Origin of the sequence: Chelativorans sp. Marseille-P2723 (assembly GCF_902809845.1) — a bacterium.
Taxonomy (GTDB): domain Bacteria; phylum Pseudomonadota; class Alphaproteobacteria; order Rhizobiales; family Rhizobiaceae; genus Chelativorans.
The window spans coordinates 145,340-169,990 of the sequence record NZ_CADDWI010000008.1 but is presented as its reverse complement, the minus strand read 5'-3'; the positions used below and the strand labels follow the sequence as shown (position 1 = coordinate 169,990).

Below are 24,651 nucleotides of genomic sequence, written 5' to 3'. Positions count from 1 at the left end.
CTTCAGTTTCATCACTCAGCCCTTCGCCGCCTTCCTTGCCGCCCGAGCGCGAGCCCTGCGAACTGACTTGTCGATTTCGGCGACAAGCTCCTTGCGGATGCCATTGATGACGTTCTGCGCTTCCGCGTCGAATGCCGGGCGCATATAGGGTTGCGCGGCCTGCTTATGGCTGCCGAATTCCTGCACAATTGCCTTGATGGCCGCTCGTTTGCCGCTTCTGACAGGGCCAAGAAAAGCCTCCGCAAAGGATTCACCAACGCCAGCAGCCCGGCGCGCGTCCCGCAAAGCCTGCACTGCCTCGCCTCGCGTGCCGCCCGCTCTCATAGTCGCCGCATAGGCCCGACTGCCCGGATCCTTGCTCTTGTTCTTCGCTATCTTCGTGCCAATCTGGATGCTGCGCTGGAGCGCTCCGGTATCGGCCGGCGCATTTCTTTCCGCTGCCGCCCGCATTGGCTCTGCGGCATTCACCAGCGCCCTGCGGAGCGTGTTGCGCGCCGTGGCCTTGGATAGCTCGCCAAGGGCCTGATCAAGCTCCTTCAGTCCTTCCACGCGGACAGAGACAGGACCTCTAGCCATCACTCACTAGCCCCCGCCTCGACCAGAATCTCCAAAAAGCCGCGACTATCCTTCGACACACGCGGCTGTTCCCGGATGTTGAAGATCTCGCCGGTGCGGGCATTAACGGCCCGATCGCTCGGTTTGATCCCGCGTGCCGCCGCGCTGTTGCGGATGGTCAGGATTGCTGGCTGTCGTGCAGTGAGACGTGCTGCGATCACAGCCTCGCCACCACGCATGAATGCAATGTTGCCCCACACCGTGAATAGCGGCCGCCAATCTGGCTCGCCGGGATGCCCGCTCCAATCCGGCTCGGCCATGTCGCGCTCGAAGGTAAAGCGCGTGTCCAGCTTCGGTGCGAAAGGCTTTTTCATGCCACTGCCGGATCACGCAAGCGCATAAGAAGCGCAACAACCGGAGAGGATGTGTCGCTGTTGGCGAGGCCCGACAGAAGTTCAGCCTCCTCCCCATCAAGTAAGGCGCGAATTGCAAGAATGATCGCCGCCGATACCTGCCCCGGCACGTCCTCGACCGTCCACTCATGATCGGGCCTCTTGAGGTAGTCGATCACGATCTCCGTCGCCTGCCGCATCTTCCATTCGATGTCTGGCGTGCGCTCGTCGTCTTCGACAAGATCGAGCTTCAGCGCAAGGTCCACCTGTTCAAGCGTGACAAGCGGGTTCATTGTGGAATCCTTGCATCGCGGCCACGCTTTACCGCAAGCCGCCATTCGCTATCAGGCGCATCGGGCTTGCCTTGCGGATTGTCCTTCCGGGCGATCCAGACACTGCCGCCCCAGGTGACGCAATGGCCGGTCTTGTAGGTCGCATCGGACCTGTAGACACCCATATCCATCGGGATCGGCAGGCGGGCTTCCTTGACGGTTTCGCCCTTTTCCCAAACAAGATAGACGCCATCGTCGCGGACATCGCAGGTCATGTCGTCAAAGCCGACGCCATCAACGCCGTCCCGGCCCGGTTCGCCATCTTTGCCGACAACAGGGCCTAGGTCGCGGGTGCTGCCATCGGTCAAGGTAAGGGCAAGATTGCCGTGTCGATCGATAAGAGCGCCAGCAAGGCCTACGCCGTCGCGGCCATCCTTGCCGTTCGCCCCGTCCATACCTTTCTCGCCCGGAGCGCCGTCAACTCCATCCCGGCCGTCTTTCCCGGCAGGCGGCGGATTATCGGCAAGGTACCTCTGCACTGCCTCGTCCAGCACATCGGGCACAGACAAGATCGCTTCAACGATCTGCTCCCTCGATGGTGGCAGCGCATCTTTGCCGGGGGCACCATCGAGGCCACGCTCGCCGGGATCGCCTTTATCCCCCTTCTCAGGCTGGCGTGCCTCTATGGCATCCAGCCGCCTGAGGACAGGCGCCAGCACATCAGAAACATGCGCTTTGACGGCATCAACGATTTGAGCGCCGAACGCCTTGCCATCGAATGTCATCCGCGCAGTCCTTTGTAGATTTCGACAAGGGCAGCGTTGGCCTGATCGGCAAGATTATCGTTTGCCGGGGGTGCCTCAGCAGGAGCCGGGGGATTATTGACCAGATCAATCAATTGCTCATCACGCGCTGCAATGGCTGCGAGGCTGTGATCCTGCTGCTGGAGATAGATCGTATCACCACCATCGACCGGGCCTAGATTGACCCTGCGGCGCGCCTCATTGAGCGTTGCCGTGCCCTTTGCCTTCTGGACGACATCAAACTGCGTCACCGTATCCATGCGCAACAGGTCATCCAGATCGAACTCTGTGCCAAGGCTTTGTCCGGTGCCCGCGTCACCATTCAGGCCAAGGCCGTCATCAAGCAGGGCTTCAATGTCTTCGATCAGCCTCTGGAGGCATTGCGAATAATAGCGCAGCGTGAGGTTCTGGACGTTGTTGTAATTGGGCTCCTGCCCAACCCCAATCATAAAGGCTGGGACGTGGTAGACGCCGCACACCACCTCGGCAGACCAGCGCAGCTGCTCGATCACCTGGCTATCGACCGCCTTGGCGCGCATCGCCTCATATTTGAGGCCGTCGCCTACTACCGCCACCTTGCCAGCGTTCGCGCCTGAGAAATTCGTGTCCCAATATTCCTTGAGGCGTGCGGCCGTCTCATCCGAGATCGCGCCCGGCGCGGTCAGGATGCCGCCCGGCTGAGCCCCGTTCTGGAAGAACAATGTGCTGTCATTCTGAATCGCAAGCCCCTGCATCGCGGCAAGGCCGGATGCGAAAATAGGAGACAGGCCGACGAGCGGATGAAACAGGCAGTTGAAGCGGTCATGGATGATGTCGCGTGCCGGGACAACCAAGCTATCCCCTACGCCCGCAAGCTGGTCCGCGCTCAGTTCGTAAAAGACCTCGCCGCTATCTGACACCAGTGGTGTAACCCTACCAGGGTCAAGGACATGCAGGCCGACAATCCCACGCGGGCCGCGCTCTTTCAGGATATAGGCATTGCCGGACTGAAGCTTGGATAACACCCAGCTTTCATAAAACTGAAGCCGAGTCTGGTAGCTGTTCGGCTTGGAGATGATGCGAAAATTCCGGTTCGGCACTTCGGTCCAGATGCCATTATCATCGCGCTGCACGAGCCTAAGGCGCAGCTTAGCGATGTCCGAGGCAATCAGCGTCTGGCAGGCAAAGACGGCATGATGCGACAGCACCGCTTCCTTTCGGATCTCCACATTCCGCTGCCAGGCGCCGGAAAAGGATTCCCGCACGACAGGCAGCCAGCCCCTGCCGCCAACAGGCGACAAGGCTTTCTGACGCTTGCCAGTAAACGGAATTGGGAGGCCGAACACGCGCATGATTATTCGCCGGCTTCAGCCATACGGCGCTTGAGTTCGGCCGCATCCCATCCATGATAGGCGCGCTTTCCGACGACATCTTCATACTGCCGGCGCAATTCCGCCAGATCGTCCTCATCACTCGGTTTCGCTACGGCATAGCGGGCGCGGCCGATACGGACCAGCAAATCGGCGTCACGGCGGGAAGCGGTAAATTCGTCCTCAGCTTTCAGACGGCGCGTGGCATAGGTCATCGGCTGGTTGGCAACTAGCGTCTTTTTCATGGACTTCTCCATATGGAGGGAGACCGGCCGCAGTTTCCCGCGACCGATCATGTTGATCAGGCAGTGTTAGCCGTCGCCGCCTTCTTCTTCGGCAGGCGTGCCCCATTCGACACCGGAGATCACCGCTACGCCGGTTGCGCGACGGCGCGCCCAGTTGACGGTGCGCTCGGCACGGAAGGCCACGCTGTTAGTCTGGAACATCGAGACCAGTTCCGCGGCGGTTGGCGTGACGGACGATCCCGAAGGATTGTCCGCCATTTCCAGAGACGCCTCAGTGGACATGTCCACCGCCACGCCACCATCATCTGCAAACCAGATGTCGGAAGCGTTCGCCAGAACCACATAGCCGTCGATGTACTCAGACACGACGACAGGCAGTCCGAAGAACGTGCCGCCGTTCATGGTGATGCCGGAGAACTCTGGCTGGTCCAAAGCAGTGCGCATCATGGACAGAGCAAGCGCAGTGCTTGCCGACATGATCCATACACCGGACGAAAGCGGGTTGCTGGCAGCGATGAACGCACCCATTGCCGCACGGACATCCTCTCGGATCGCCGCTGCGTCATTGCCGGTTGACGGGATCGCCGTGATGCCATTTGTGATTGCGGCTGGCTTTACGCCCGCTGTGCCAGCATTCGCCGGATCGATGAACGCTGTATCGATCGCCGCCGCAATTGCTGCTGCAAGATCATCACGCAGGAGCGTTTCGGCGGAAGGCGAGCTATCCCGCAAAGCCTCCATCGTCGCAACTGCGATGTTCGCAGCCTTGAGCGGCGAAAGTTCCGTACGGCCCCACGCGGGCTTGGTAAGCGGCTTGGCCGCACCCTCACCCACCCAGTAACCAGTCGCACCGCCAGTCTGGGTGATCAGCGGAACGCGGAACGGCACTCGGCGCAAGCCGGGAATGCCGCCAGCGCCGAAGCGGCCCACAATCGTCATGGGGCGCAGAAATTCCACGAAATCTCCGAAGCCGCCCTCATTCCCGATAAGCGCGGAGTCGGTGTTCGTGTTCACTGCCGTGACAGCCGCCTTAACAATGCCGATCAAGTCGGGGTCGCGCGTACCATATTGCTCTTCAGCCACGCTCATCAGATCGCGACCCTGCTTACGCGCAAGACCCAAGCAGCGAGCATAACGGGCAAAGCGAATGCCAGGAGCAGGCTTAGCTGCTTTGATCTGTGCCGGAACACGGCTCTCGCGGCCCCTCTGCTCCGAAGTACCTTCAATCGGCTTCGCTGCTTCGCCAGCCGCTTTTTCCATGGCGCGAAGACGCTTCAGGTGATCATCAATAGCCTTGATGTCATCCTGATTGCCATCGAACGATTCCTGCTGCTCAGCGTCAAGCGTCGCACCCTCAGCCGCAGCCTTCGCCATGATTTCTTCATTCGCCGCGACGAGAGAAGCACGCTTCTGCTCGAATGCAGCGATCTGTTCTGCATACTTACTCATTGATCTAAGTCCTCTTGATCGAGCGGATTACAAAGGGTTTTGCCCGATCGCGGGCCGGAGCATCCAGACGAACAACGCGAACCGCTTTGCCAGACGCGGCGGGTTCAGGCTGACTCTGAATTTCAGGATCGGCGGGAATGCCGATGTCATGCTGTTTGATGATCGACGCCATCTCAGCATCAAAGTTTTTGGAAGTAATCACCGCGTCGGCATTGGCCGGAATGGTGACGAGCGAAAGCTCAAACACTTCTGATTTGATGAAACGAATGCCTTCGTCCGTGAAGGCGTATTCGATGGGCCGGAAGCCGATGGAGACGGCAGAGACAAGGCCCGCCTTGACCGATTGCCATGCTTCCTCGATCCGATCCCGCAGTGTTCCCGCCTCGACAATCTGAGGAATCTCAGCCTCGAACGTGATGCCGTCTTCCGTTGGATTGTTGAACTTCACGGTTCCAACAGGCTTATCGTGTTTGTGCTGCCAGAGTAGGGGCATGGGGTTCTTAAAGGACACGCCCAGCGGTTCAACAATATCCCCAACCCTGTCAGTCGTCGGCGTAGTCGCGACGCCGCGGATAATGCGCTTGTCCTCTGCCACGCTTTTTACTTCGAGCACGGAATAGGCGCGGTTCGCCATGATCATGACGGACCTCCAATCGTTGAAAATGTTAGGTTTGATCAGCCGAAGACGTACATCTGGAACTGCGGTTCGGGCTTGGCTGAGAACGTTCCGGCAACCGATCTAGCCATCGCTAGTGCCACCATGCCGTCGATCCGGCCCGAAGCTTTCGCCTTATCCAATTTGCGATTTCCGGCTGGATCGCTCGTAACCACCGCGTTGGCAGCACACATCGTCAAAACCGGGTGATTGCCGTGAGCAATGCGACCCTCAAGAAGATCGCTTTCCAGATCCCGCAAGGCCGGCGACATGGACTGGTAGCCCTGCCCAAACGGCTCAAAAATGGCGTCATCACCCTCAACCTGCTCTTCAGAGAAACCGGCCTTCAGAAGCCACGGCTTAAGATGCCGCCAGTTCCAGCGGTCAAAGGCGATTTTGCGTATGTCGCCCTGTTCGCAATCCGCGTAGAGCGTGGCAGCAACAAACTCGTAATCAATCGTCCGCCCCGGAGTGGTGCGAAGATGACCCTGCTCTGCCCACACATCATAGGGCACGCGATCATTACGGGATTTCTCTTTCAGGCCCTCACCCGGAAGCCAAAATGTAGGCTTCACGTGCCAAATCCCATCGACAGGAGCGAGATAGACCTTTGCCGTCAAGTCATTGACGCTGGAAAGATCGAGCCCGCCAAACAACGGAAGACCGCCGAAATCCTTCACTGTTGGATCGCCGCATCCTGCCCATACCGAGCGGGACACAAACGGCGCGAACATCTCAACGCGCTGATTGAGAATGAGGTTGCGATATTCCGGTTCACGGCTTGGCATGCGGCGCGCGTCTTCCGCCATCGCCAGGGTTTCGGCAGCGTTCTGGAAGTCTCCAAATGCTGGATTTGCCAGTTTAATCGTTTCGGCGTCGAACGGGTCGGCATCATCGGGTGCGGTATAGAGGCTCAGCACAACGCGGGGGTCAGCGCCTGTCTGAGCGTCATCTATCAGCACCGAAAGCAGATCATTCGGGTTCGGCGCCTGTGTCGAGATGATGATTGACAACGGGTTGCGCTGAGCACCAGTCGATGTTTCCAATGCCTCATAGAGCTCCGAGCGCGGACCACGCACCTGCCCAAGCTCGTCGTGAATAATCAACGATGGCGAAAGCCCGTATGCCGTGGCGGCCTCGGCGGATAATGCGCCGTAAATAGTCCCAAGCTCCTGGCAGGCAATCTGTTTGGCCGTGTCACGAATGGTCAGGACCGCAGCGAGATCGGGCGAGAACCGCACAGATTTGGCAGCATAGTCGAAAAGGATCGCGGCCTGATGTCGGGCCTGCGCAGCACTGTAGATATTCGAGTTGGGCCTTGCTTCCGGTCCGCATAGGTGCAGAAGCACGATGAATGCGCTTAAGGCCGTTTTCCCATTCTTCCGCCCGAATGAGAGGATCGCGCGGCGTGTCCCCGCCGGATTGTCGTAAATCCGCTTCAGCTCGTCCTTTTGCCAATCCCTGAGCCTGACCGGCTCCCCAACTCCCTCGTCCTTTGGAACGCGACAATAAGTCTCTATCCAGCGAATGTTCCGTTCGGCGCGGGTTTCACCACGGGCGGGCGACGAGCGTTTTCTTTTTCTGCTTTCGTGTCCCGCCATATGAAACCGCATCCATTACCTTGGACACTGCGGAATAATCGCCGAACCCCGCCGCATCTTCTTGCCCCTCGTACACGCGATCAATCAGCGCGTGGTACTCTCGAAAGAGCACAGGGCAATCGCTCACGAGATAATTTTCGATCCGCGCGTTCCTGTTCAGGTTCATCGAAGTGAGAAGCGTCACCGACCAGTCTTCATTGCCGAGAAGGACGAATTTCGCGTGACACCGCGAAACCCTGATATTCTCATCCCCAAAGACGCGGCGGAGATGAGCGCACAGCTCCGGCTGGCGGTTCAGAAAGCTGCGATCAACCATCCATCGGGCACTGGAAAGACGATCTTTCTCAAGCCAGCTATGGACGTGCTTCATTTCCGCCTTTGCGGCTGTCCATGTCGCGATAACGCAATCCGCTTGCCCGGTGTAATCGATAACCGCATCGATCAAATCGATCAGCGAGAATGTCCCCTGATTGAACCCGAAAACTTCCCGCCCGCGCCCAAAGCCCGCACCCGCTAGCGCCTCTTGCGCCGTCTCATTCTTCATCAAAAATGATCCCTGACGGGATACCACATCGCGACCGATTGCAGACCGGGCTCTTTGCATAATATCCTCCTTAAATTATTGGAAATTATAGCAAATCGCCTCTTGCACAGGAAGTAAAATCAAGCCTCCCAGGGCTTTCTAACGCCCCGTTTTCCCTTATCTGCGCGATGCGTGGAAGTCGCCTGCTGACTGATGCGCATCCGCGTCGCCAGCGAAGAAATCGCCCGGCTCTCCCGCTCGGCCATCTTGTAGAGCTTGTCGAGCGTATCGATGTCGATTTCCTCAGCGCTCTCCGCATCGGCAATCAGCTGCGCAATGCGGCGCGATTTCACGACATGCCGACAATATTCAGCTAGCAGAGCGTGTGTCTCACGTGGGAACCAATCTGCCGGGAGGCGATCAACTACAGCCCACCATTCCGCCGCCTGCTCATCCGTCAGGTCGTAGGGAGCGTCGGGGCGCTCGACTGCTTCAACTGCGGCGGGGGAAGATACGATCTCAAGTGATGCCGCAGACTTCCTGCCACGCTTTGCCATGGTTTCAAATTTCCTGAACGGAAAACCTTTTCTGTTACGGTTTATGATTTTTGCGGGCCCGCGCTGGTGTCCGAGGTGAGTGCTTCTGAACTTTCAGGCACCCCCCCCTACTCAACGGGCCAGCCGTCCACGCCGATGGTAACGCGCTTGCGATGCCCGAACTGCTCGGCAGTGACGTCCAGGTGATGATCTCGACAGAGATTGCGTGTGTTCTCGTCCACATCCTCACCGCCATGATCTAGCGGGATGATGTGATCTACCTCGTCGGCTAGCCTTGTGATGCCCTTGGCCTGACACATCTCGCAGAGGTAGTTGGTGCGGAGTAAGCGGCGTCTGCGCAGCTCCTGACCCTTGCGTCCGCGTATGCGCTGTGTCACGCGTGTTTTGATCAATGCAGCCTCGCGCCATCGACAATTCGGTCTACTAGCGCCACTACTTGGAGCGTAGTATACTCCCCTCGCTGGGCGGGCAGCCGGAGCGATGAGAGGACGGCGGACTGGCCGGGGAAGACTGGCTCAGGACGGGCCGGGCGCTACTCCGGCTGCTGGGGCGGCCCTTCTCGAATAGCCAAAGCCATAAGCCTTGCTACCGGTCCTCACCCCGGCTCCACTGATCCGACCAGCGGGACCTGTTCCATTCGCCGCGCTTCTGCTTTCAGCGCCGCCGTCCTGATCTGGTAGCCCGAGCAGCCTACGCCTGTGGGATAGGTGCTGCCAAGAATGTTGCGTGGTGCCGGACTGACTGTGAAATTATTTGGCCGGTTGCCAGCTTCCGGCGTCACTCTTACGCGGTGACGACTCCGCATCTGCGCGGGCAAGGCAAGCAGACCTGACGTCTATCCGTGAGGGCACCTTGCCATACCCTGAGCCACGGCGCGGATGGAATGCGAGGCGGCAGACTTAAGGGGCGGCAGGTTCGCTAGCCTCTGCCTTTCGCCCGCTAGGGGCTACTATCCTTCCCGCATCCGCCTCGCAGCTGCGGATCAAAAAAGGCACTCTACCTACAAAGCGCCCATTATGAGTTTCATCCTTGATCCATTTTGCCGACAAAGTCAAGCAGCCTTTGAGTGCCGGCCCAGCCTATCCACGGCATTGATGGCAAGGCGCAAGTCTCCGATAAGCTTATCGGCGGGCTTATTCTCAAACACTATCGCCTCGACAGCCATCATGCCGAGCGGGCCGCTATCCAGTATTGCCCTGCGTATCTCCTTCCAGCGCTGAATTGCCCTTGCTTCGCGCTTTTCGCGATCCTCATCGAAGGGGTCGCGGCCATCAAAGCCGCCGGGGCCGCTGAAATCGCTCGATGAGCGTATGTTGCGGGAGGCGATAGCGGCGCGATAGCGTTCATAGGCCTCTTGAATGTTCTCGCATATCTGCCGATCATGCTGAGTGAAGCACATCGGATCCGGCTTATCCTCGCCATGCCTCTTGCGAAAGCTGCTGTGCTGCGCTTCCCATCGATGAATCACCGATCCATGCTCCTGCTGTCTGGCCTTCTCCACCGTCAATGACGGATCGATCTGGCGGCGCTTCCATGTGGCTGCTTCCATCATCAGGCGATATTCCATGGCCTTCTCACGAGAGAGGATGATCTGCGCCTCTGCCGATCTTGATATGCGCCCGCTTCCCGGCACGCGGGGGACGCCCTGCTTTAACGGGCGGCCTCCCTTGCGCTTTCGCTTCGATGCTTTCGCCATCACACCCCCGCCTTTCCGTAAGCCACACGCTGCATGCGTCTCTTGCGGGCCTCGATGCAGAGATTGTCGAGCTGCTTATGGAGGCGGCCACTTTCGCGATCTGGAAGTGGGAAGAATTGGATGAATTTGCCCTTCGCGTCCGAGAAATTGAGCTGCAGTGTCCAATCCCCACCATCGCGGAAGATGGCGTAATCGACATGGCGCTCGTCGGCCCAGTCCGCCACGTCATTGATGATCTGTGTAAGCTGTCCCATTATAGTCCCCGCCGCTGTGATGGTGATTATTCCTGACGCGATGCCGTGGGCATGCCCATCCTTCTGAGCGCATGCAGGATAGATGTGTGATCCCGATCAAACTGCCGGCCGAGCTGAGTCAGGGAAAGATCAGGCCGCTCCTTGCGAGCCAGTGCTATCGCCTCATGGCGCGCAAGCACGATGTTCCTCTGCCGCAATGGTCCCTTGATGTCACCGATGGTCAGGCCATGCTTGGCAGCGACTATCGCAATGATATCAATGACGCGGATGGGTGCGGATCGGCGCTTTTCTGAGCGGCTGGATATTTCCGCCATCATCTTCGAGAAACGTATCTCCGCCGCGCGCTGGGCCTTGAGGGTGTCCAGACTCTTTTCCATCTGCTTGGCGCGCTCTGCATATTGCTTAGCTCTTGCCTCGATCTGCCGGCGCATCTCTTCCTTGGCCGCCTTCTTAGCCTCCGCCCGCTTTTTCTTGCGGACTCTGGCAAGAAAGTCAGGGTTGAAGCCGACGCGGTAGGTTTCAGAGCTGTTGTACATTACGCATTCTCCGCTTTCATTCGCTCCCAATATTCGAGGAAGCGCGTCTTCTTGGTTGGGCGCGAGGCAGACATGGAGACGACGTTGGATTGGGATTGGCGCTCTTGCAGGCGGGCCTGGTAGGCGCGCTCCAGCTCGCAATCATCTGCCCACCGCTCTGACCGCAGCCATGTCGAGGCTAGTGGAATGTATGGCGCGTCCCGATCGCTCATATTACGGAGATACCAGCGGGCGCCGTCTATGATGTCCTGCGGGTCTGCCCCTAGCTGCAGCATCTGCTGATAGGCGGGGCGGGCCTTTCCCCTTCCGTCCGTCTTGCGGCAATGGCCTCTCCAGAGCTTCCAGAAGGTATCGAAGCCCTCAAGGTCTGCGTCTAGCTGCCTTCTCATTCTGACGCCCCCTGCCGGTCTTCTGTGCGGTGCGTAATGATGATTTCCTTGTCATTCGCTGACGTAATGAAATCGAGGAACAGCGATGCGTATTTGGCGGTGCCGCGGGAGTACCCTTTGGTCTCTGCTAGATCGAGGGCCCACACGAAGCCGAGCATGCCGACAACGGTGAATGCCAACCGCGCCGACGTGCTTCCCACCTCGCTCCATGTAATTGAGATCATTTGGGCTGAGACTGCGCACACCAGAAAAGGGTAGAGGCTTCTGATTGCATCAAGGACGAGGCCCTTGATTTGTGAGGCGTATTTCATGCCGCTTCCTCCTGTTTCTTAGCAGCGCGCTCAAACATGGCGGCAGCCTGCTCAAGCACAGCCAATTCACGCTTGCGGGTTTCAACTTCATGATAGGGGCGCTTGGAGCCGTGATCAGAAAGCCAAGTGGTCTTGCTCCAGACGAGCTTCTGCAGCTCAAGAGCCATTTCGGAATGAGTGAAGGTCATGCCGGCCGCGCCATGCTTTCGAGTATGGCGTAGCCGATCAGCTCTGGAATTTGTGGGATTACTGCGTTTCCGCAGGACCCAATTCGGTCCACCCAATTGGGAATCCCATCACGGCTTCCGCGAAAGAGGGGTGGAGGTATATCGGATCGTCCTCGCAGATCCTCAGCCCTTCGGACATTTTGGCACCACGAAAATGCGGAGAACCCCGATACCTGTTGCGGCTTGCGCCCTTCGGCTCGTTCTTGCCCAGCGTGGGAAGAAATAACCGCTTCACCGCAGCAGGAAAGCCATTCCGCAACTGATGTATATCGAAGTTGCCTCTCTTTTGACTGTCGTTCTTCCGAGGGGTAGGCAATAATCCAGACGCGCTCTCTAACGTGCGGAGCGCCCAAGGCAGCCGCTGGTATATTCTCCCATTCCGCATCGTACCCGCATTCGGCCAAGTCTCCGAGAACTCGGCCAAACCACCCGCCTGGCTTGTGAGATGGGCCACTAAGCAGGTTTGCAACGTTCTCCACGATGAGGAATTTCGGTCGAATTTCGCAAGCAAGTCGGACGATTTCTGACCAGAGCCCTGACCTAGTGCCCTCGCCCAAGCCGGCCTGCTTCCCGGCGGTGCTGATATCTTGGCACGGGAACCCGCCAGTGATGATATCGGCGGCAATTCCGTCTCTGCGAAGAGTGTCGGCTGTGAGCTCTCGAACGTCATGGTAACAGGGAACCTCCGGCCAATGCTTCGCCAGCACACGGCGGCAGAACGGATCGATCTCGCAGAAGGCTACTGTCTCGAAGCCACCAGTGCGCTCAAGGCCAAGCGAGAAGCCACCGATACCGCTGAACAAATCGAGGACGCGCAGCTTTCTCATGCCGTACACCTCACCGGCACATTCAGATCAATGAGGAAGGCTTGGACATCGCCTATGGAGCGGGCGACACAGTGAGGCACATGCCAGTCATCGCACCATTCCTGATAGGCTTTCTGGGTAGGTGAAAGACGCCCCTTCGGAGCCTTGATCTCGATAACAGCGACAGAGCCCCCGGGACCGATGATCTCTATGTCAGGACGGCCAGCGGTAAGGCCCATCGCCTTAAGACGAGCACCATCCGCCTTGCTGCGCGGGTTATTAAGGTTGCATTCCACCCGATATCCATCAGGAAGCGCCCTGCGCAGGTACTCCACGATGGCTGCATGGATCTGGAATTCAGAGGGCTTGGGAGCAATGGTCATGCAACTGCCTCCGCGAATAGATCCTCCGTCCGCGCCCGGTGAAGCTCTGCGATATTCTTGACGGCCTGCACGAAATAAGATGGCTTAAGCTCAAAGCCGATGCCCTTACGACCAGCGGCAACCGCGCCATAAACCTCGCTGCCAATACCAAGGAATGGCGTTAGTACGGTTTCACCGGGATTGCTCCAAAGGTCGATGCAGCGCTCAATTACGTCGAGTTGCAGAGGCGAGATATGAACTTCGTCCTTCTCGTCCCGAGCATTGCGATATTGGAGCGTTCTCGTCTGGTTGATGTCCATCCAGACAGGCGAGGCATACCGCTGCCAAACCTCAATTGAATACCAATTCCGACCATCGGTCGGCGTGGTGTATTTCGAGCGATCCGGTTCCGGCCCTGATCCGACATAACGACTGAAACAGCCCGCAACAGGCTCGGGGTTTTCTCCCGGCTTACGGAATGTGACGATGTAATCGGCAAGTCCCTGACCGCTGATAGTGCTGTCTTTGACGATCTGCTTGTGCAGTAGGCGGATGGATTTGGTGCGCTGCTGCGCGACGACTGGATCTTTCCAGATGCAGACTTCGCTATGGAATATCCAGCCTGCATCCTCATAAGCGCGAATGACCTCGCCCCGGAAATCCCGCATGCCGATGAAGCCATGTCGGATTTTTGACGCGGGAAGCTGCATCACGTGAACCGCATGGAGCCGCCCCGGCATGGTGACGCGAAGAAGCTCTTGAATGAGGAAGGCATAATGCTGCCAAAAGCTGTCACCCTCATTGTTCGAAATGTCGCGGTCGAAGTTGCTGAATTTGTAAAGCCCCTCGAAAGGCGGGCTATGAATGCCGAAGTGAATGCTGTCGCCGGGAATAGCGCGAATAAGCTCACAGCAATCGCCTTGATAGATCGCATAATCTGGCGTCACGACCTGATCGACCGCCATGATGCTTTCATGCTGGTTCATGCAGCCCTCCGCAAAAACTCTGGAATGATGACAGGCTGTTTCGGGTTGTAGTCGGCTACCGTGCGGGCCATTCCCCTGACCTCGACCGACGAAAGATCAGCCATATGCTTGACCATGGCCGCTGCCATGCGCTCGGCATCGGCCTCCTTGCGCCGGAGGTTGGCGACCACAGCGCCCTCCGTCTCCGCCGCGATGAAATGGACATTGACGGGCTTGGTTTGTCCAAACCGCCAGAAGCGTCGAATGGCCTGAAACACCTGCTCGAAGCTGTCATTCAGGCCAACAAAGCCGGTGTCAGCACAATGCTGCCAGTTCATCCCGAAACCGGCGAGCGATGGCTTGGTGACAAGAACGCGGATGCGACCTTCCGAGAAATCGACAAGGATGCGCTCTTTCTCGATGTCCTTTAGACCACCATGAAGATTGACGGACCCTGGGACGGCCTTTGTAAGCGCATCCGCCTCGGCATTGAGATTGCACCACCAGACGAATGGGCGATCTTCTGGCGTAATGGATGCGGCAAGCGCGACACGCTCTTCAACCGTGTCCCGCCGCGCGGCGATGCGCTCCTGTAGCGTATGCGCCTCGACCGGGAATAGTAGCCCGGTATCCAGCGACGGCGCATAATCCGCAGCAACATGATGCTGCGTCTGCTTGAGAGGCGGCAGGTCATATCCATCATTCGGGTAGCCAAGATCGGAAGGTTGGCGAAGCATGACAGACCATGACGCCATCCACTTCCAGAACTCGTTTTCCGCATGTCCCTTCAGTCGCCATTTCTGCGTTTCTCCGCCGTCATGGACGAAGAAAGTTGCAAGCATGTCGGTGTAGGACATGACGCCCAGGAACTCGGCATGGTTGCCAAGCTCCATGAAGTCGTTCGGCGCGGGTGTGGCGGTAGCTGCGAGCCGGAACGGGACATTGCGGCATTCCTCGATCAGCCGCGTCCGGTAATGGCCGTTCGTGCTTTTGAGAATGCTGCTTTCATCCAGCACGATGCCGCCGAAAGCAGTCAGGTCGAAATGCTCTATCTTCTGATAGTTGGTGACATTCACACCATCGGCGCATTCGCCCTGATCCTTGACGATGCGAGCCGAAAGTCCAAATTTGTCAGCCTCTCGGATATGCTGCTGTGAGACTGCTAGTGGGGCAAAGATCAGGACGGGCTTGCCGGTATGCTTCGCAACCTCATCCCCCCAAACGAGCTCCATTGCCGTCTTGCCAAGGCCAGTGCCAGCAAAGATTGCCGCCCTGCCCCTGCGCAATGCCCAAGCAACAATGTCGCGCTGGTGCGGAAAAAGGAAATTAGGCAGATCGGGAACGTTATCGAGCCCTGTCATAGGATCGACCATGCGCTTGCGCTCTAGAAAGGATGCATAGGCGTCCATCACAGCACCCCCATCGTCCAGACGAGCACGGCAGCGATGGCAGCGTAGAAAACAAGCACCGCCAGAGTGACGCGGAGGAAATGGCGCCTACCCTCCTTCACGACTCTGCCTTTCCGGCTGCCCCACTTGCGGTCCAGCCACAAGATCAGCCAGCCAAAGAACCTTCGAGTTGCGCGCATCGGCCAAATCCCTTTCCACCGCGTAGGCTTTTTCGCTTGCCTCACACGCCGCCCTGTAAGCTTGAACAATCGCGAAGAACGCCGATGTTGGGAGGTCTTTCACTTCGCGATACCGGAGCCTGTGCAGCCATGCTGCAGGGGCGCCAAACATCCGCTCTGCCCGGTGCATGGCTGCGTCCACCGTGTCACCGGGGCCACGATGAGCCTGACGGACAATGAAGTCCGCCATACCCTTTACTTCACTGACATACTCAACACCCATTTTGTCAGATCCTTCAAAACCTTTGTCGGACATTGCATCCCCCTTCGGTTAGCCTCTCTCCATGAACACGAGAGGCGACAGAAGCAGGGAGGTGGAGACGTTGGGTGAGGCCGCGCGCCGCTTGATTGCAGTCATGGACGCAAGGCTGAAAAGGAAGGCTTCGGAGCGCCTGAATAATGGCTCCGAAGAGATCACAGACGCGCTGTCCTCGGGCGCGGAAGGGAGGGAAGCCGGGCACAATGTCCCGCCGCACCGGCTTCCCTCCGCTAGGCCCGCCGCCCGGGAGGCCGATAATGACAACAGACGCGTTCATCTGGTCTGCCACCATTGTGCTTTCGAGACAGACCAGGGCGAATAAGGGGTGGCCGGGGAAGGCGCGGGAGGAGGCATGCCCTCCCCGGCGCTTGCCGCGCGGGAGGAGTAGTCGCGGCAATGAGAATTCGTGGCGGCATGGGGGTCATTGAACGTCCGTGAAGTGTCCGCATCTACGCGGCCCCGATCAACGGCGAGCGACCCACCAGATAGCTCGTCCGCTTTTTGCGCTGCCCGCTGACCCCCTTGGTATGCTGCGCTAGCCGCCGTAGCGCCTGAGGAGTGCGGATCGGGGTGGAATGGAATGATGGTGGCCGTCATGGTTCTTGCCCCTGGGATTTGGAGCGTTCGGCAAGCATGGCGTCGGCGTATTCGTATGCGCCCATCGCAGAGGCCTGAAATGCTTCATGAAAACTCTCAACTCGAACAAACGGGGACTTGCAAATAATGCCCGCCAACGCCTGCCCTGCGAACCAGTCGCGCAAGCTCATCCCGGGAAATAATGCCGATGCGTTGGGGTCTGGTTGACGATTAAAATCCAGAGCCGGAAACGCCGGTCCACCATCGTTGATCTTGGTCATGATGCGCGGGCCCTCCACTTGGTGGGAATTTTGCTGATGTTTTGGGAGGCGATCTGCCGATGCTTCTTCGACATGTCCCGAATACGGCTCAGGAGATCGACAAGCGGGCCGCGCTCGTTTTTCTTCACCACGTCAGGCCAGAGGATGCTTGCGCAATGCCAGAAATCTTCCGCGCTCTTGAGTGCCGACGCCTTGACCCCGCGAGAGCCGAAGAATGCCTTCAAGCTCTCCATGTCGGCATGCGAGAGGCTCGGAATCGCGGCGCGCTTCGACGCCAGCAGCTTCTCAAACTCTGTCAGAAGCTGATCGCCGTTCATGGTTTCAAAGTTGATTGTGCCGACCGCCGCCAAGTCCTCGTCAGTGAACGCGTCTGCGACCATGACCGCGCACCAATAATCCGTCATTTCCGGATCTTCGAGGCGGACATTCATGGCCTTGAGGTAGCCGGAGCAGCGGGGGAAGGAGTGGATGCTCATGCAGCGCTCTCCTTCTTGCAGAGACCTTCCTGGGCCTGCTCGTACCAGTCACGAACAGTCACCTTGCCCTTCGTGGCTCTATCGATCTTCGCGATGATCTGCGGCGACGGGAAGCGCTGGCCATGCATGTAGCGATGAACGTTCACCTGGTGGGTGCCGATCATCCTGGCAAATGCCGCGCCGCTAATTCCGTGTTCTTCGAGGTACACTTTCAGTCTCATGACGATGTCCATACCACATTGGTATGCATCATTCAAGACCAAATATACCACAATGGACTTTGCGCGGTTTAGCGGGCGGTATTATGGCTTAGGAATGAGCATTCTTCGCAACCTTAGAATTAAAAAGGGCCTGTCCCAGTCGGCACTTGCCGAGCTGGTAGGAACATCTCAGCCGCAAATCCGTCGCCTCGAAGCAGGTGAACGCAAACTCACGAAAGAGTGGGCGGAGCGTATTGCGCCGCACCTTGGAGTGACTCCTGAAATGCTCATATTCGAGAAAAAAACAGAACAATTAGAGGTCATAGGGCTGCCAATAATGGGAATTGTAAGGGCAGGAGACTGGAGAGACATTTCCATCCTGGACGCAGAAGAAGAAAGAGAAGTTATTCATGTTGCACGAGATCCGCGGTTCCCCCACGCAAAGCAGTATGCGCTGCTTGTCTCCGGGGACTCGATGAACTTGCGATTTCCAGACGGGTGCTATGTCACCTGCGTCGATTTTGCGGGAAGTGGTCTGGCGCTAAAGAGTGGCATGATCATCCATGTCGAGCGGCAAATGGCCGGCATGCAACTGGTCGAAACAACCTTGAAAGAGGTGCAGTTTTCGGGAGGAAAAACGCTTTTGGTGCCAAGAAGCACTAACAGCGCACACAAACCAATCGTTCTGAGCGGGGGGGAGGACACCGAAATTTCGGTCAAGGGCATCGTCACTGGCAAGTTTGAGCCGGTATCGTTTTAGGCCCCAAATCCTCTAGTAGATATAATACTCCCTCTCTAGAGCCCTATATCTAGAGATAACAACCTTTCCGTAATTCAGCTTTACGTTATTACGGCAGACATATTTGACAGGGGTAGTACCGACATATTTGTCAGGGGTCTGTTGGTAGACGCAGATAGTAGATATTCCCCTTTCCCTCGACTCTGGCGACATAAAGCGCCCTCTCATTCTCCAGCTCGGAAATGGCTCGCGTGACTTGGCGCGATGACCGGTTAAGCATTTTTGCAATGGTTCTGATGTTCGGCCACGCCGATTGATTTCGCACATTCATGCGCATTGCCAGGTGGACACCGACGACCTTCGCCAGCAGTCCCATGTCGCTCTCCACTACCCAGCGAATCCACATATCGCGACGCTGAAGAAATTCTGCAGCAGTGCTGCCGTTTTGCTCGTTGCTATCAACCATACCAAAATTATGCCAGATTGGTATTGCGCTGACAATTCCATTCTGGTATAAAGTTGGTATTGGTCCGGCACGAAGAAGCAACCGCCGATCTGCCGGCAACGCGGGAGAAACCCATGATCGAGAAAGCTGTAGCAGTCCTCATCGTCGCCAGCGTCGCCTTAGTGGGCTTGCTCGAAAGCCCTGAGCACCCCGCTCCGCTCGGCGTTCAAGCCGTCAGCTTCAAGTGAGGCCCGTCATGAAGCTCTATTTCTGCACGCACATCGAAGATCCAGAAACCGGCATCACCGTCATTCCCGACTTCGAATGCGAGGTGGACGCCGATCTGGAATGGCTCCACGGCGAGCCAGTCATCTCCATCGCCAGCGTCTACCGCAACGGCGTCGAGCTGATGCGCAGCAATCAGACGTTCTTCCAGCAGCTTGGTCTGATCGTGGCCGACAAGGCCGAGGACGATGACGAGCTTCTTGCAAGGCTGATCGAAGCGGAAAGGGAGGCGGCATGATCCCCCTCCAGAAGCAGCACGCTCCCCAATGGATGCTGGAGCGCGAGAAGCAGGACGAAAGGGCAGCAGTCAGTTCCGCCTTCTTCTCCCTGGCCATGACGCAGCGTCGCCTTGCTCACAGCTACAAGCGGGATGCCCTCAAAGCCAAAGCGCTCGGCAATGACAAGCGCTTTGAAGAATTCCGCCAGAAGTCGGATCGGCTCTGGAATGACGCCAAGAAGCACTTTTCCTATGCACGTAGCTGGAGGCAGGCATGACAGCCCTTTACGTGGATGCCGCCTATCTCAAGGCCGAGATCACACGCCTTCGCACCGAACTTCCTGAGCTTGCTGAGGATGACATGCTCCGTGAGGACATGTTGGCAGGTGAGACTGATCTGGAATTGATCATCTCCCGCGCCCTCGATGAGCGTCGCGAAGCCGAAACAATGGCAGCGGCCATCAAGGAGCGGGAAGCCGCCCTCGCCTCACGCCGCGCCCGCTTCGAGAAGAAGGCCGAGGCAATGCGCTCCCTCGTAAAGAGCGTGATGCAGGCTGCGGACCTTCCGAAAATAACCCTGCCAGAAGCGACGATCAGCATCCAGAGCCCTAGGGCATCAGTGGCAATCACCGATCTGGACGCCATCCCCCAAGGCTATTTCCGCCTCAAGAAAGAGGCCGACAAGACAGCGATCAAGAAGGCCATCGAGGCCGGTGACAAGATCCCCGGTGCCGAATTGGCGCTTGGTGAAGAAACGCTCTCCATCAGGACGAAGTGACATGAGCTGCACGGTAGAAGATATCAAAAAGCTGTTTGCGGAGTTCCCGCCAGAAGATGTCCACTGGCGCGCCCAGACGGTAACGCGCGACGGCACGAAAGCACTTGCGCTTGCCTATCTCGATGCCAGGGATGTTATGGATCGCCTCGATAGCGTGTGCGGTCCTGAAAACTGGCAGGATCGCTATGAGTTCAACGGTCCCCGAACGGTTTGCTATCTCTCCATCCGCATTGATGGTGAATGGATTACAAAGGCTGATGGTGCTGGTGATACCGCCGTCGAGGCCGAGAAAGGGGCGCTTTCCGACGCCCTGAAACGCGCCGCCGTCAAGTGGGGCATTGGCCGCTACCTCTATGCTCTTGGAGACACGTGGGTCCCCTGCGAAAGCCGTGACGTGCAGGGCAGGAAGCAGTTCGTGCGCTTCAAGGATGATCCATGGAGGCACACCCGCCCCATCGCAAAGGCCGCTAGTGCGGCATCTCAGAAGCGCGGGCTTGCTGAAATTGAGGATGATCTTCTCGACTGCGCAACTATCGCAGCGGTTGATCAATGCGCCGACGAATGGCGGAAGAAGTCCATCGACGAAGGATGGTCGCGTGATTTCAAAATGGCGGCTGCCGAGAAGTTCAAAGCTGCCCGTGAGCGTATTGCAGCACAGGAAAAGGAAGCAGCCTGATGAAAACCATCACTATTGCCGGCCGCATTGGCAAGTCCGCACAGCTTCGCCGCACTCAAAACGGTGATCCGGTCCTTAGCTTTCCCGTGGCCGTCGATGATGGGTACGGCCAGAACAAGAGCACGATGTGGTTCGATTGTTCAGTGTGGGGCAAGCGCGGTGAGGCTCTTGAGAAGCATCTGACCAAGGGAACGCCTGTCACTGTCTCCGGCGATCTTGGGCGCCGGGAGCACGAGGGCAAGACCTATCTCACCATCCGCGTCAATGACGTGACGATGCAGGGCAAGTCATCCAGCGATGAGCGGCCAGCATCAGCGCATCCATCGCAATTCGCGACAGAGCAGAGCGGATACGCGGCAGAAGGCCAGCGCGTCGATCTTGACGACGAAATCCCCTTCGCTCCGGAGTGGCGCTGATGTCTGCCCCGCTTCTATTCCGCTACGAAGGCGAAGGTGAGTTCAGAACCGCCTCAGAATATTGGGCGAAGCGGGCTGATCTCACTTACGTGGTTGGCGAAACATACAAGCTGGTTGAACACCGCGACCGCAGCCAGTCGAGCCACAATCATTTTTTTGCCTTGATCAGCGAGGCTTGGCAGACGCTTCCAGACCATCTTCTGGAAGAATACCCGACGGCAGAGCACTTGCGAAAGAAGATGCTGATCCGCTGTGGCTATGCCGATGAGCGGTCCATCGTCTGTGCCAGCAAGGCGGAAGCTCAGCGCGTGGCAGCATTCATCAAACCCATGGACGAATATGCGGTTGTCATCGTGCGCGAGGCTGTTGTTCGCGTCTACACGGCGCAAAGCCAATCCATGAAGGCCATGGGTGCGAAAGCCTTTCAGGAAAGCAAGGTCAAGGTGATCGACGCGATTGCTGACCTCCTTGGCGTGGAAAGTGACGAGCTTGGGAGGGCGGCATGACATCCCTTCTTCGCGCCCCTCACGACATACGCAGGGACAGGAGGCGCAGCGAAACCTACCTGCAGACACACGAGCTGCTGCGCGGCTACGTCAACCGCAAGAAGGAACAGGAGGCGCTTGACGAGCTAGAGCGCGATATTGAGCGGATATTGGACGACTGGCGAGCGGGAGGGCTTATCTGATGGCCCGCACCGTAAAGGAATGGATCGGTCGCACCGACGATCATCGCGCACCAAAGAGCGTCCGCGACCGTCTCTTGCTCAAACACCCTAACTGCTACCTGTGCAGCCGGAAGATTGTAGCCGGGGAAAGAATGGCGCTGGATCATGTCGTAGCGCTTATCAACGGCGGCGAGAACCGCGAACGCAACCTGCGTCCAGTCCACCAGAAGTGCCATGTGGCCAAGACCCAGGAGGACGTAGCTGAGAAAGCGAAAGTCGCGGCCATCCGCCAGAAACACCACGGCATCGTTGACGGCCCGAAGATGAGAGGCCGTCCATTCAGCATCACAAAAAAGACAGCAGAACGGAAAGCCAAGGCAAGCATCAAGCTGCCTGTCCCCGGACCCAAAAGCCTATTCCAGGAGGCCCGCCATGACTGACACCACACCAGACTATGCGGGGCTAAACCTGCGCCGGAAGCTCAGCCAATACCATGGAGCAGCGCCCAAAGCCATTGCCGATGGGTCACGGGCGCAGATGATATTCTTTGTCGAGGACGCAAAGCACGATATCGCCACACTGGATGCATTCATCCGCACCCTCCTAGAGCGCAACAAAGAGTTGGAGCGGGAGCGGGATGACTGGAAGGCGCGGGTTCAGCGCATCCTTGATCCAGCATACCTCACGGAGAAACTTGACGAGATAGGTGTTGGCGACTTGGAGGCTCGCGCCGAAGCCGCCGAAGCCGCCGAAGCCAAGCTTGCCGAGGCGATGAAGGTGATCGAGCCGTTCGCAGAGGTGGCTGAATGGGACATCGGAGACGGCGAGGATGGCGACGACATTTTCTGGCCCATGAGCAATGCCCGCTATTCCGTGGCCGGACGACTGCGGGTCAAGCACCTCCGCGCTGCCCGAAACTTCCTGAAGGAGAATGGAAATGGTGAGTGAAAGAGAAATCGACGCAGCGCAGATGGCTTTTCAGGAAAAATATGACCGAGGCTGCGATGAGGACGAGATACGAACGGTGCTCGAAGCCGCCGCCCGTGTACGAGCGGAAGCTGATGCCGGGGAGCCGGTGGCGGGGCCGGACTTTAGTCTCCAGTGGCAATCCAAAGAGGCTGAGAGGCGTGCTCTTTATCCTCACCACGCCCCGCAGCCGAGCGGGACGGTGAAGGCGCTGGAGTGGAAGAAGCCGAAGGAACTGCGATTCAGAGCGACCTGCACACATTTCGACTATGAGTATTTTATCGATCAAACACCTAACGGCTGGCTCCTGCAAATGTACCTTTTTGGCGACGAGTATTGGGAGACGCTAGGCAGTTATCCTGCTTTGGACGATGCCATGTATGCCGCACAGGCCGATTACGAGCGCCGCATCCTCTCGGCCCTCACGGCAGGCAAGCCGGAGCGGGAACAGAGTGAGGAGCACCGCTACGCCGAACGGCTTCTCATCGCACTGACGGAAAAGCATTACCCTGATCGCTCGCCGGAGTGGGCACCTCTCCCTGACCTTATGGGCATCCTGACACAAATCGACAACCTCACAACTGGTTTGGTTCGCGCCGCCCCAACGGCAGGAGGTGGCGATGCGTGAGCAACCCGAGATAACACTGGCCGAAGCTCTTGCCATCCGAGAGCGATATGGCCGTGTCGGATATCCAAGTAGGGCGCTCAAGCACATCCTCTACTTGGCCAACCAGGAAGTCGAAAAGCAAGCCTCTATTGCCGTGGCACGCCTCACGGATGGTCTTTGCGTCGAGTGCTGGGGAGATGGATTTAGGCGCATAAGCAGCAGCATGCTCGGTGGGCCGTGCGAGAAGTGCGGCGGAACTGGCCGCACCGCCCTCAACAAGGAGGGCCAGAGCGATGAGTGATTTGCTGCCCTGCCCGTTCTGCGCCGAGACAGAGATGCTTCGGCTTGAATCCCACTCTACTCGCGAAGGCACACAGGAAGGCTGGATAGAGTGCATGAATTGCGGAGCGCGAGGTCAGACGGAATACGGACGATGCCCGCCAGATGAGATGGAGGCTCTAATCCGCTACGGGTGGAACGACCGCACCGCCCTCAAAATCGAGGGCCAGAGCGATGGGTGATCTCACGAGAGAAAATGAGATGATGCGAAGGGCGCTAGAAGAAATCTCCGCACCTGCAATCTTTTTCCTGAGCCGCAAGGACGCAATCAGGATGCGGGATATCGCTCGCGCCACCCTCCGTGCCCTTGAAGCACAGGAGGGCGAGGGATGAGTGCTATTGAGTGCAGATACTGCCGTGGTCGCGGCTGGACCGGCCCTGTTCACGTCAACAGAGGAAGCGGCACTGGCGAATGGCTAGACCGCATGGAATGCGCCCATTGCGGCGGGACAGGCCAGTGGGACGCTGACCACTTAGCTCGATACGAAAAGGGGCAGGCGCACCGCAGGGAGCGGGTTGGGCGTGGTGAAAGCCTTCGCGAAGCGGCTGCGCGGTTAGGCGTCACGCCAGCGCAATTGTCATCCTTCGAGACTGGCCGCCGCTCCCTCGCCCCAGGCTCTAAGGATAAGGAGGGGCGGGATGGGTGAAAAGCGTCCGCCCATCGAGCCGCTTGATTATCTCAGCGGCGTGAAGGTGGTCGATATCGGAGACCTTCGCGTTGCTCGCGGGATGTCTCGTCGGCCACACTCCGCCTGCAAGCACCACCGGCTGCATTACGACAAGGCTGAGCGCCGTGTCTGGTGTCCCGATTGCGAAACTGATGTGGAGCCATTCGACGCGTTCAAATTGCTTGTCGAAAATTTCCACCAAGCATCTGAGAGACTGGAGCGCCGCGCGCAGGAGATCAAGAGCGCCGAGGAACACTCGCTGATTTCCATCGCCGCGAAGAAAATCGACAAAGCGTGGAGATCGCGGACAATGGTCCCTGCATGTCCTCATTGCAAGCAAGGGCTGTTCCCCGAAGATTTCAAGTACGGCATAGCGGCAAGTCTTGGCCGAGAATATGCCGAGGCTCGCCGCCGCGTTCGTGAGGATAAGGAGGGGCGGAGAGAATGACGAAGCCGCTGCGTCATCGTCGCAGTGAGATTGA

Annotated in this window: 42 protein-coding genes; 15 read left to right on the top strand and 27 right to left on the bottom strand. The window is 58.0% G+C overall.

Annotation, left to right across the window (positions count from 1 at the left end; genetic code table 11):
- Positions 1–15: 15 nt before the first annotated feature.
- The 23 genes from HUS57_RS02640 to HUS57_RS02530 all read right to left on the bottom strand — a co-directional run bounded on the left by HUS57_RS02640 (position 16) and on the right by HUS57_RS02530 (position 15,830).
- Positions 16–576, bottom strand: coding sequence for an HK97-gp10 family putative phage morphogenesis protein (locus HUS57_RS02640; protein WP_173931387.1), 561 nt, complete (start codon positions 574–576; stop codon positions 16–18).
- A complete protein-coding gene (locus HUS57_RS02635; RefSeq protein ID WP_173931386.1) occupies positions 576–929 on the bottom strand; it encodes a head-tail adaptor protein in 354 nt (117 codons plus the stop codon). The genes HUS57_RS02640 and HUS57_RS02635 overlap by 1 nt, the downstream gene beginning before the upstream one ends.
- A complete protein-coding gene (locus HUS57_RS02630; RefSeq protein ID WP_173931385.1) occupies positions 926–1,240 on the bottom strand; it encodes a phage gp6-like head-tail connector protein in 315 nt (104 codons plus the stop codon). Before HUS57_RS02630 ends, HUS57_RS02635 begins: the two co-directional genes overlap by 4 nt.
- A complete protein-coding gene (locus HUS57_RS02625) occupies positions 1,237–2,004 on the bottom strand; it encodes a hypothetical protein (RefSeq protein ID WP_173931384.1) in 768 nt (255 codons plus the stop codon). The genes HUS57_RS02630 and HUS57_RS02625 overlap by 4 nt, the downstream gene beginning before the upstream one ends.
- Positions 2,001–3,353: a phage portal protein gene (locus tag HUS57_RS02620; protein ID WP_173931383.1), complete on the bottom strand. Its 1,353-nt coding sequence runs from the start codon at positions 3,351–3,353 to the stop codon at positions 2,001–2,003. The genes HUS57_RS02625 and HUS57_RS02620 overlap by 4 nt, the downstream gene beginning before the upstream one ends.
- Positions 3,354–3,355: 2 nt before the next feature.
- Positions 3,356–3,616, bottom strand: a complete 261-nt coding sequence (locus tag HUS57_RS02615) for a hypothetical protein (protein WP_173931382.1) — start codon at positions 3,614–3,616, stop codon at positions 3,356–3,358.
- Positions 3,617–3,682: 66 nt separating this feature from the next.
- Positions 3,683–5,065 carry a phage major capsid protein gene (locus HUS57_RS02610; protein WP_173931381.1) on the bottom strand — a complete coding sequence of 461 codons (1,383 nt, stop codon included), beginning with the start codon at positions 5,063–5,065 and terminating at the stop codon, positions 3,683–3,685.
- A gap of 4 nt (positions 5,066–5,069) precedes the next feature.
- Positions 5,070–5,705: an HK97 family phage prohead protease gene (locus HUS57_RS02605; protein WP_173931380.1), complete on the bottom strand. Its 636-nt coding sequence runs from the start codon at positions 5,703–5,705 to the stop codon at positions 5,070–5,072.
- Positions 5,706–5,740: 35 nt separating this feature from the next.
- The gene (locus HUS57_RS02600; protein WP_173931379.1) at positions 5,741–7,321 is read right to left on the bottom strand and encodes a terminase TerL endonuclease subunit; all 1,581 of its coding nucleotides are present in this window, start codon (positions 7,319–7,321) and stop codon (positions 5,741–5,743) included.
- A complete protein-coding gene (locus HUS57_RS02595; protein ID WP_173931378.1) occupies positions 7,269–7,865 on the bottom strand; it encodes a hypothetical protein in 597 nt (198 codons plus the stop codon). The genes HUS57_RS02600 and HUS57_RS02595 overlap by 53 nt, the downstream gene beginning before the upstream one ends.
- Positions 7,866–7,984: 119 nt before the next feature.
- The gene (locus HUS57_RS02590) at positions 7,985–8,401 is read right to left on the bottom strand and encodes a hypothetical protein (RefSeq protein ID WP_173931377.1); all 417 of its coding nucleotides are present in this window, start codon (positions 8,399–8,401) and stop codon (positions 7,985–7,987) included.
- 107 nt (positions 8,402–8,508) lie between these two features.
- Entirely contained in the window at positions 8,509–8,793 is a 285-nt protein-coding gene (locus tag HUS57_RS02585) for an HNH endonuclease signature motif containing protein (RefSeq protein WP_210256047.1), read from the bottom strand.
- 659 nt (positions 8,794–9,452) lie between these two features.
- A complete protein-coding gene (locus HUS57_RS02580; RefSeq protein ID WP_173931376.1) occupies positions 9,453–10,097 on the bottom strand; it encodes a hypothetical protein in 645 nt (214 codons plus the stop codon).
- Positions 10,097–10,351 carry a hypothetical protein gene (locus HUS57_RS02575; protein ID WP_173931375.1) on the bottom strand — a complete coding sequence of 85 codons (255 nt, stop codon included), beginning with the start codon at positions 10,349–10,351 and terminating at the stop codon, positions 10,097–10,099. Before HUS57_RS02575 ends, HUS57_RS02580 begins: the two co-directional genes overlap by 1 nt.
- A 26-nt stretch (positions 10,352–10,377) precedes the next feature.
- Positions 10,378–10,887 carry a helix-turn-helix domain-containing protein gene (locus HUS57_RS02570; RefSeq protein ID WP_173931374.1) on the bottom strand — a complete coding sequence of 170 codons (510 nt, stop codon included), beginning with the start codon at positions 10,885–10,887 and terminating at the stop codon, positions 10,378–10,380.
- On the bottom strand, positions 10,887–11,276 hold the full coding sequence (locus HUS57_RS02565; protein ID WP_173931373.1) for a hypothetical protein: 390 nt from the start codon (positions 11,274–11,276) through the stop codon (positions 10,887–10,889). The genes HUS57_RS02570 and HUS57_RS02565 overlap by 1 nt, the downstream gene beginning before the upstream one ends.
- A complete protein-coding gene (locus HUS57_RS02560) occupies positions 11,273–11,587 on the bottom strand; it encodes a hypothetical protein (protein ID WP_173931372.1) in 315 nt (104 codons plus the stop codon). Before HUS57_RS02560 ends, HUS57_RS02565 begins: the two co-directional genes overlap by 4 nt.
- Positions 11,584–11,775 (bottom strand): hypothetical protein, encoded by a 192-nt coding sequence (locus HUS57_RS02555; protein WP_173931371.1) that lies wholly within the window; start codon positions 11,773–11,775, stop codon positions 11,584–11,586. The genes HUS57_RS02560 and HUS57_RS02555 overlap by 4 nt, the downstream gene beginning before the upstream one ends.
- Positions 11,772–12,641, bottom strand: coding sequence for a DNA (cytosine-5-)-methyltransferase (dcm, locus tag HUS57_RS02550; RefSeq protein ID WP_173931370.1), 870 nt, complete (start codon positions 12,639–12,641; stop codon positions 11,772–11,774). Before dcm ends, HUS57_RS02555 begins: the two co-directional genes overlap by 4 nt.
- Positions 12,638–13,003, bottom strand: a complete 366-nt coding sequence (locus HUS57_RS02545; protein ID WP_173931369.1) for a VRR-NUC domain-containing protein — start codon at positions 13,001–13,003, stop codon at positions 12,638–12,640. Before HUS57_RS02545 ends, dcm begins: the two co-directional genes overlap by 4 nt.
- Complete coding sequence (locus HUS57_RS02540; RefSeq protein ID WP_246727712.1) at positions 13,000–13,968, bottom strand: DNA methyltransferase; 969 nt, start codon at positions 13,966–13,968, stop codon at positions 13,000–13,002. The genes HUS57_RS02545 and HUS57_RS02540 overlap by 4 nt, the downstream gene beginning before the upstream one ends.
- The gene (locus HUS57_RS02535) at positions 13,965–15,356 is read right to left on the bottom strand and encodes a helicase (RefSeq protein WP_173931368.1); all 1,392 of its coding nucleotides are present in this window, start codon (positions 15,354–15,356) and stop codon (positions 13,965–13,967) included. Before HUS57_RS02535 ends, HUS57_RS02540 begins: the two co-directional genes overlap by 4 nt.
- Before the next feature lie 87 nt (positions 15,357–15,443).
- Positions 15,444–15,830 carry a hypothetical protein gene (locus tag HUS57_RS02530; protein ID WP_173931367.1) on the bottom strand — a complete coding sequence of 129 codons (387 nt, stop codon included), beginning with the start codon at positions 15,828–15,830 and terminating at the stop codon, positions 15,444–15,446.
- 28 nt (positions 15,831–15,858) lie between these two features.
- Here HUS57_RS02530 and HUS57_RS02525 point away from each other — a divergent pair, with 28 nt between their 5' ends.
- On the top strand, positions 15,859–16,155 hold the full coding sequence (locus HUS57_RS02525) for a hypothetical protein (protein WP_173931366.1): 297 nt from the start codon (positions 15,859–15,861) through the stop codon (positions 16,153–16,155).
- 271 nt (positions 16,156–16,426) lie between these two features.
- Here HUS57_RS02525 and HUS57_RS02520 read toward each other — a convergent pair whose 3' ends face one another.
- Genes HUS57_RS02520 through HUS57_RS02510 form a run of 3 tightly spaced genes read right to left on the bottom strand, consistent with a single transcriptional unit; the run spans position 16,427 to position 17,387 of the window.
- A complete protein-coding gene (locus HUS57_RS02520; RefSeq protein ID WP_173931365.1) occupies positions 16,427–16,690 on the bottom strand; it encodes a hypothetical protein in 264 nt (87 codons plus the stop codon).
- A complete protein-coding gene (locus HUS57_RS02515; RefSeq protein WP_173931364.1) occupies positions 16,687–17,166 on the bottom strand; it encodes a hypothetical protein in 480 nt (159 codons plus the stop codon). Before HUS57_RS02515 ends, HUS57_RS02520 begins: the two co-directional genes overlap by 4 nt.
- Entirely contained in the window at positions 17,163–17,387 is a 225-nt protein-coding gene (locus tag HUS57_RS02510; RefSeq protein ID WP_173931363.1) for a helix-turn-helix transcriptional regulator, read from the bottom strand. The genes HUS57_RS02515 and HUS57_RS02510 overlap by 4 nt, the downstream gene beginning before the upstream one ends.
- 94 nt (positions 17,388–17,481) lie before the next feature.
- Between HUS57_RS02510 and HUS57_RS02505 the strand changes: the two genes are divergently transcribed.
- Entirely contained in the window at positions 17,482–18,126 is a 645-nt protein-coding gene (locus HUS57_RS02505) for a LexA family transcriptional regulator (RefSeq protein ID WP_173931362.1), read from the top strand.
- Positions 18,127–18,256: 130 nt separating this feature from the next.
- Here HUS57_RS02505 and HUS57_RS02500 read toward each other — a convergent pair whose 3' ends face one another.
- A complete protein-coding gene (locus tag HUS57_RS02500; protein ID WP_173931361.1) occupies positions 18,257–18,571 on the bottom strand; it encodes a helix-turn-helix domain-containing protein in 315 nt (104 codons plus the stop codon).
- Between the two features lie 235 nt (positions 18,572–18,806).
- On the opposite strand from HUS57_RS02500, the gene HUS57_RS02495 reads away from it, so the two are divergent.
- The 13 genes from HUS57_RS02495 to HUS57_RS02425 all read left to right on the top strand — a co-directional run bounded on the left by HUS57_RS02495 (position 18,807) and on the right by HUS57_RS02425 (position 24,617).
- Positions 18,807–19,073 carry a hypothetical protein gene (locus tag HUS57_RS02495; RefSeq protein WP_173931360.1) on the top strand — a complete coding sequence of 89 codons (267 nt, stop codon included), beginning with the start codon at positions 18,807–18,809 and terminating at the stop codon, positions 19,071–19,073.
- Positions 19,070–19,330, top strand: a complete 261-nt coding sequence (locus HUS57_RS02490) for a hypothetical protein (RefSeq protein ID WP_173931359.1) — start codon at positions 19,070–19,072, stop codon at positions 19,328–19,330. Before HUS57_RS02495 ends, HUS57_RS02490 begins: the two co-directional genes overlap by 4 nt.
- Positions 19,327–19,830 carry a siphovirus Gp157 family protein gene (locus tag HUS57_RS02485; protein WP_173931358.1) on the top strand — a complete coding sequence of 168 codons (504 nt, stop codon included), beginning with the start codon at positions 19,327–19,329 and terminating at the stop codon, positions 19,828–19,830. The genes HUS57_RS02490 and HUS57_RS02485 overlap by 4 nt, the downstream gene beginning before the upstream one ends.
- 1 nt (position 19,831) lies before the next feature.
- On the top strand, positions 19,832–20,506 hold the full coding sequence (locus HUS57_RS02480) for a Rad52/Rad22 family DNA repair protein (protein WP_173931357.1): 675 nt from the start codon (positions 19,832–19,834) through the stop codon (positions 20,504–20,506).
- On the top strand, positions 20,506–20,922 hold the full coding sequence (locus HUS57_RS02475; RefSeq protein ID WP_173931356.1) for a single-stranded DNA-binding protein: 417 nt from the start codon (positions 20,506–20,508) through the stop codon (positions 20,920–20,922). The genes HUS57_RS02480 and HUS57_RS02475 overlap by 1 nt, the downstream gene beginning before the upstream one ends.
- A complete protein-coding gene (locus HUS57_RS02470; RefSeq protein WP_173931355.1) occupies positions 20,922–21,428 on the top strand; it encodes a hypothetical protein in 507 nt (168 codons plus the stop codon). Before HUS57_RS02475 ends, HUS57_RS02470 begins: the two co-directional genes overlap by 1 nt.
- A complete protein-coding gene (locus HUS57_RS02465) occupies positions 21,425–21,610 on the top strand; it encodes a hypothetical protein (RefSeq protein WP_173931354.1) in 186 nt (61 codons plus the stop codon). The genes HUS57_RS02470 and HUS57_RS02465 overlap by 4 nt, the downstream gene beginning before the upstream one ends.
- Positions 21,610–22,029 (top strand): HNH endonuclease signature motif containing protein, encoded by a 420-nt coding sequence (locus HUS57_RS02460; protein WP_173931353.1) that lies wholly within the window; start codon positions 21,610–21,612, stop codon positions 22,027–22,029. Before HUS57_RS02465 ends, HUS57_RS02460 begins: the two co-directional genes overlap by 1 nt.
- On the top strand, positions 22,022–22,537 hold the full coding sequence (locus HUS57_RS02455) for a hypothetical protein (protein ID WP_173931352.1): 516 nt from the start codon (positions 22,022–22,024) through the stop codon (positions 22,535–22,537). The genes HUS57_RS02460 and HUS57_RS02455 overlap by 8 nt, the downstream gene beginning before the upstream one ends.
- Entirely contained in the window at positions 22,527–23,183 is a 657-nt protein-coding gene (locus HUS57_RS02450; protein WP_173931351.1) for a hypothetical protein, read from the top strand. The genes HUS57_RS02455 and HUS57_RS02450 overlap by 11 nt, the downstream gene beginning before the upstream one ends.
- Positions 23,176–23,463: a hypothetical protein gene (locus HUS57_RS02445; protein ID WP_173931350.1), complete on the top strand. Its 288-nt coding sequence runs from the start codon at positions 23,176–23,178 to the stop codon at positions 23,461–23,463. The genes HUS57_RS02450 and HUS57_RS02445 overlap by 8 nt, the downstream gene beginning before the upstream one ends.
- A 367-nt stretch (positions 23,464–23,830) precedes the next feature.
- Positions 23,831–24,148 (top strand): helix-turn-helix transcriptional regulator, encoded by a 318-nt coding sequence (locus HUS57_RS02430; protein WP_173931348.1) that lies wholly within the window; start codon positions 23,831–23,833, stop codon positions 24,146–24,148.
- Positions 24,141–24,617 (top strand): hypothetical protein, encoded by a 477-nt coding sequence (locus tag HUS57_RS02425; RefSeq protein ID WP_173931347.1) that lies wholly within the window; start codon positions 24,141–24,143, stop codon positions 24,615–24,617. The genes HUS57_RS02430 and HUS57_RS02425 overlap by 8 nt, the downstream gene beginning before the upstream one ends.
- The last annotated feature ends 34 nt before the right edge of the window (positions 24,618–24,651 follow it).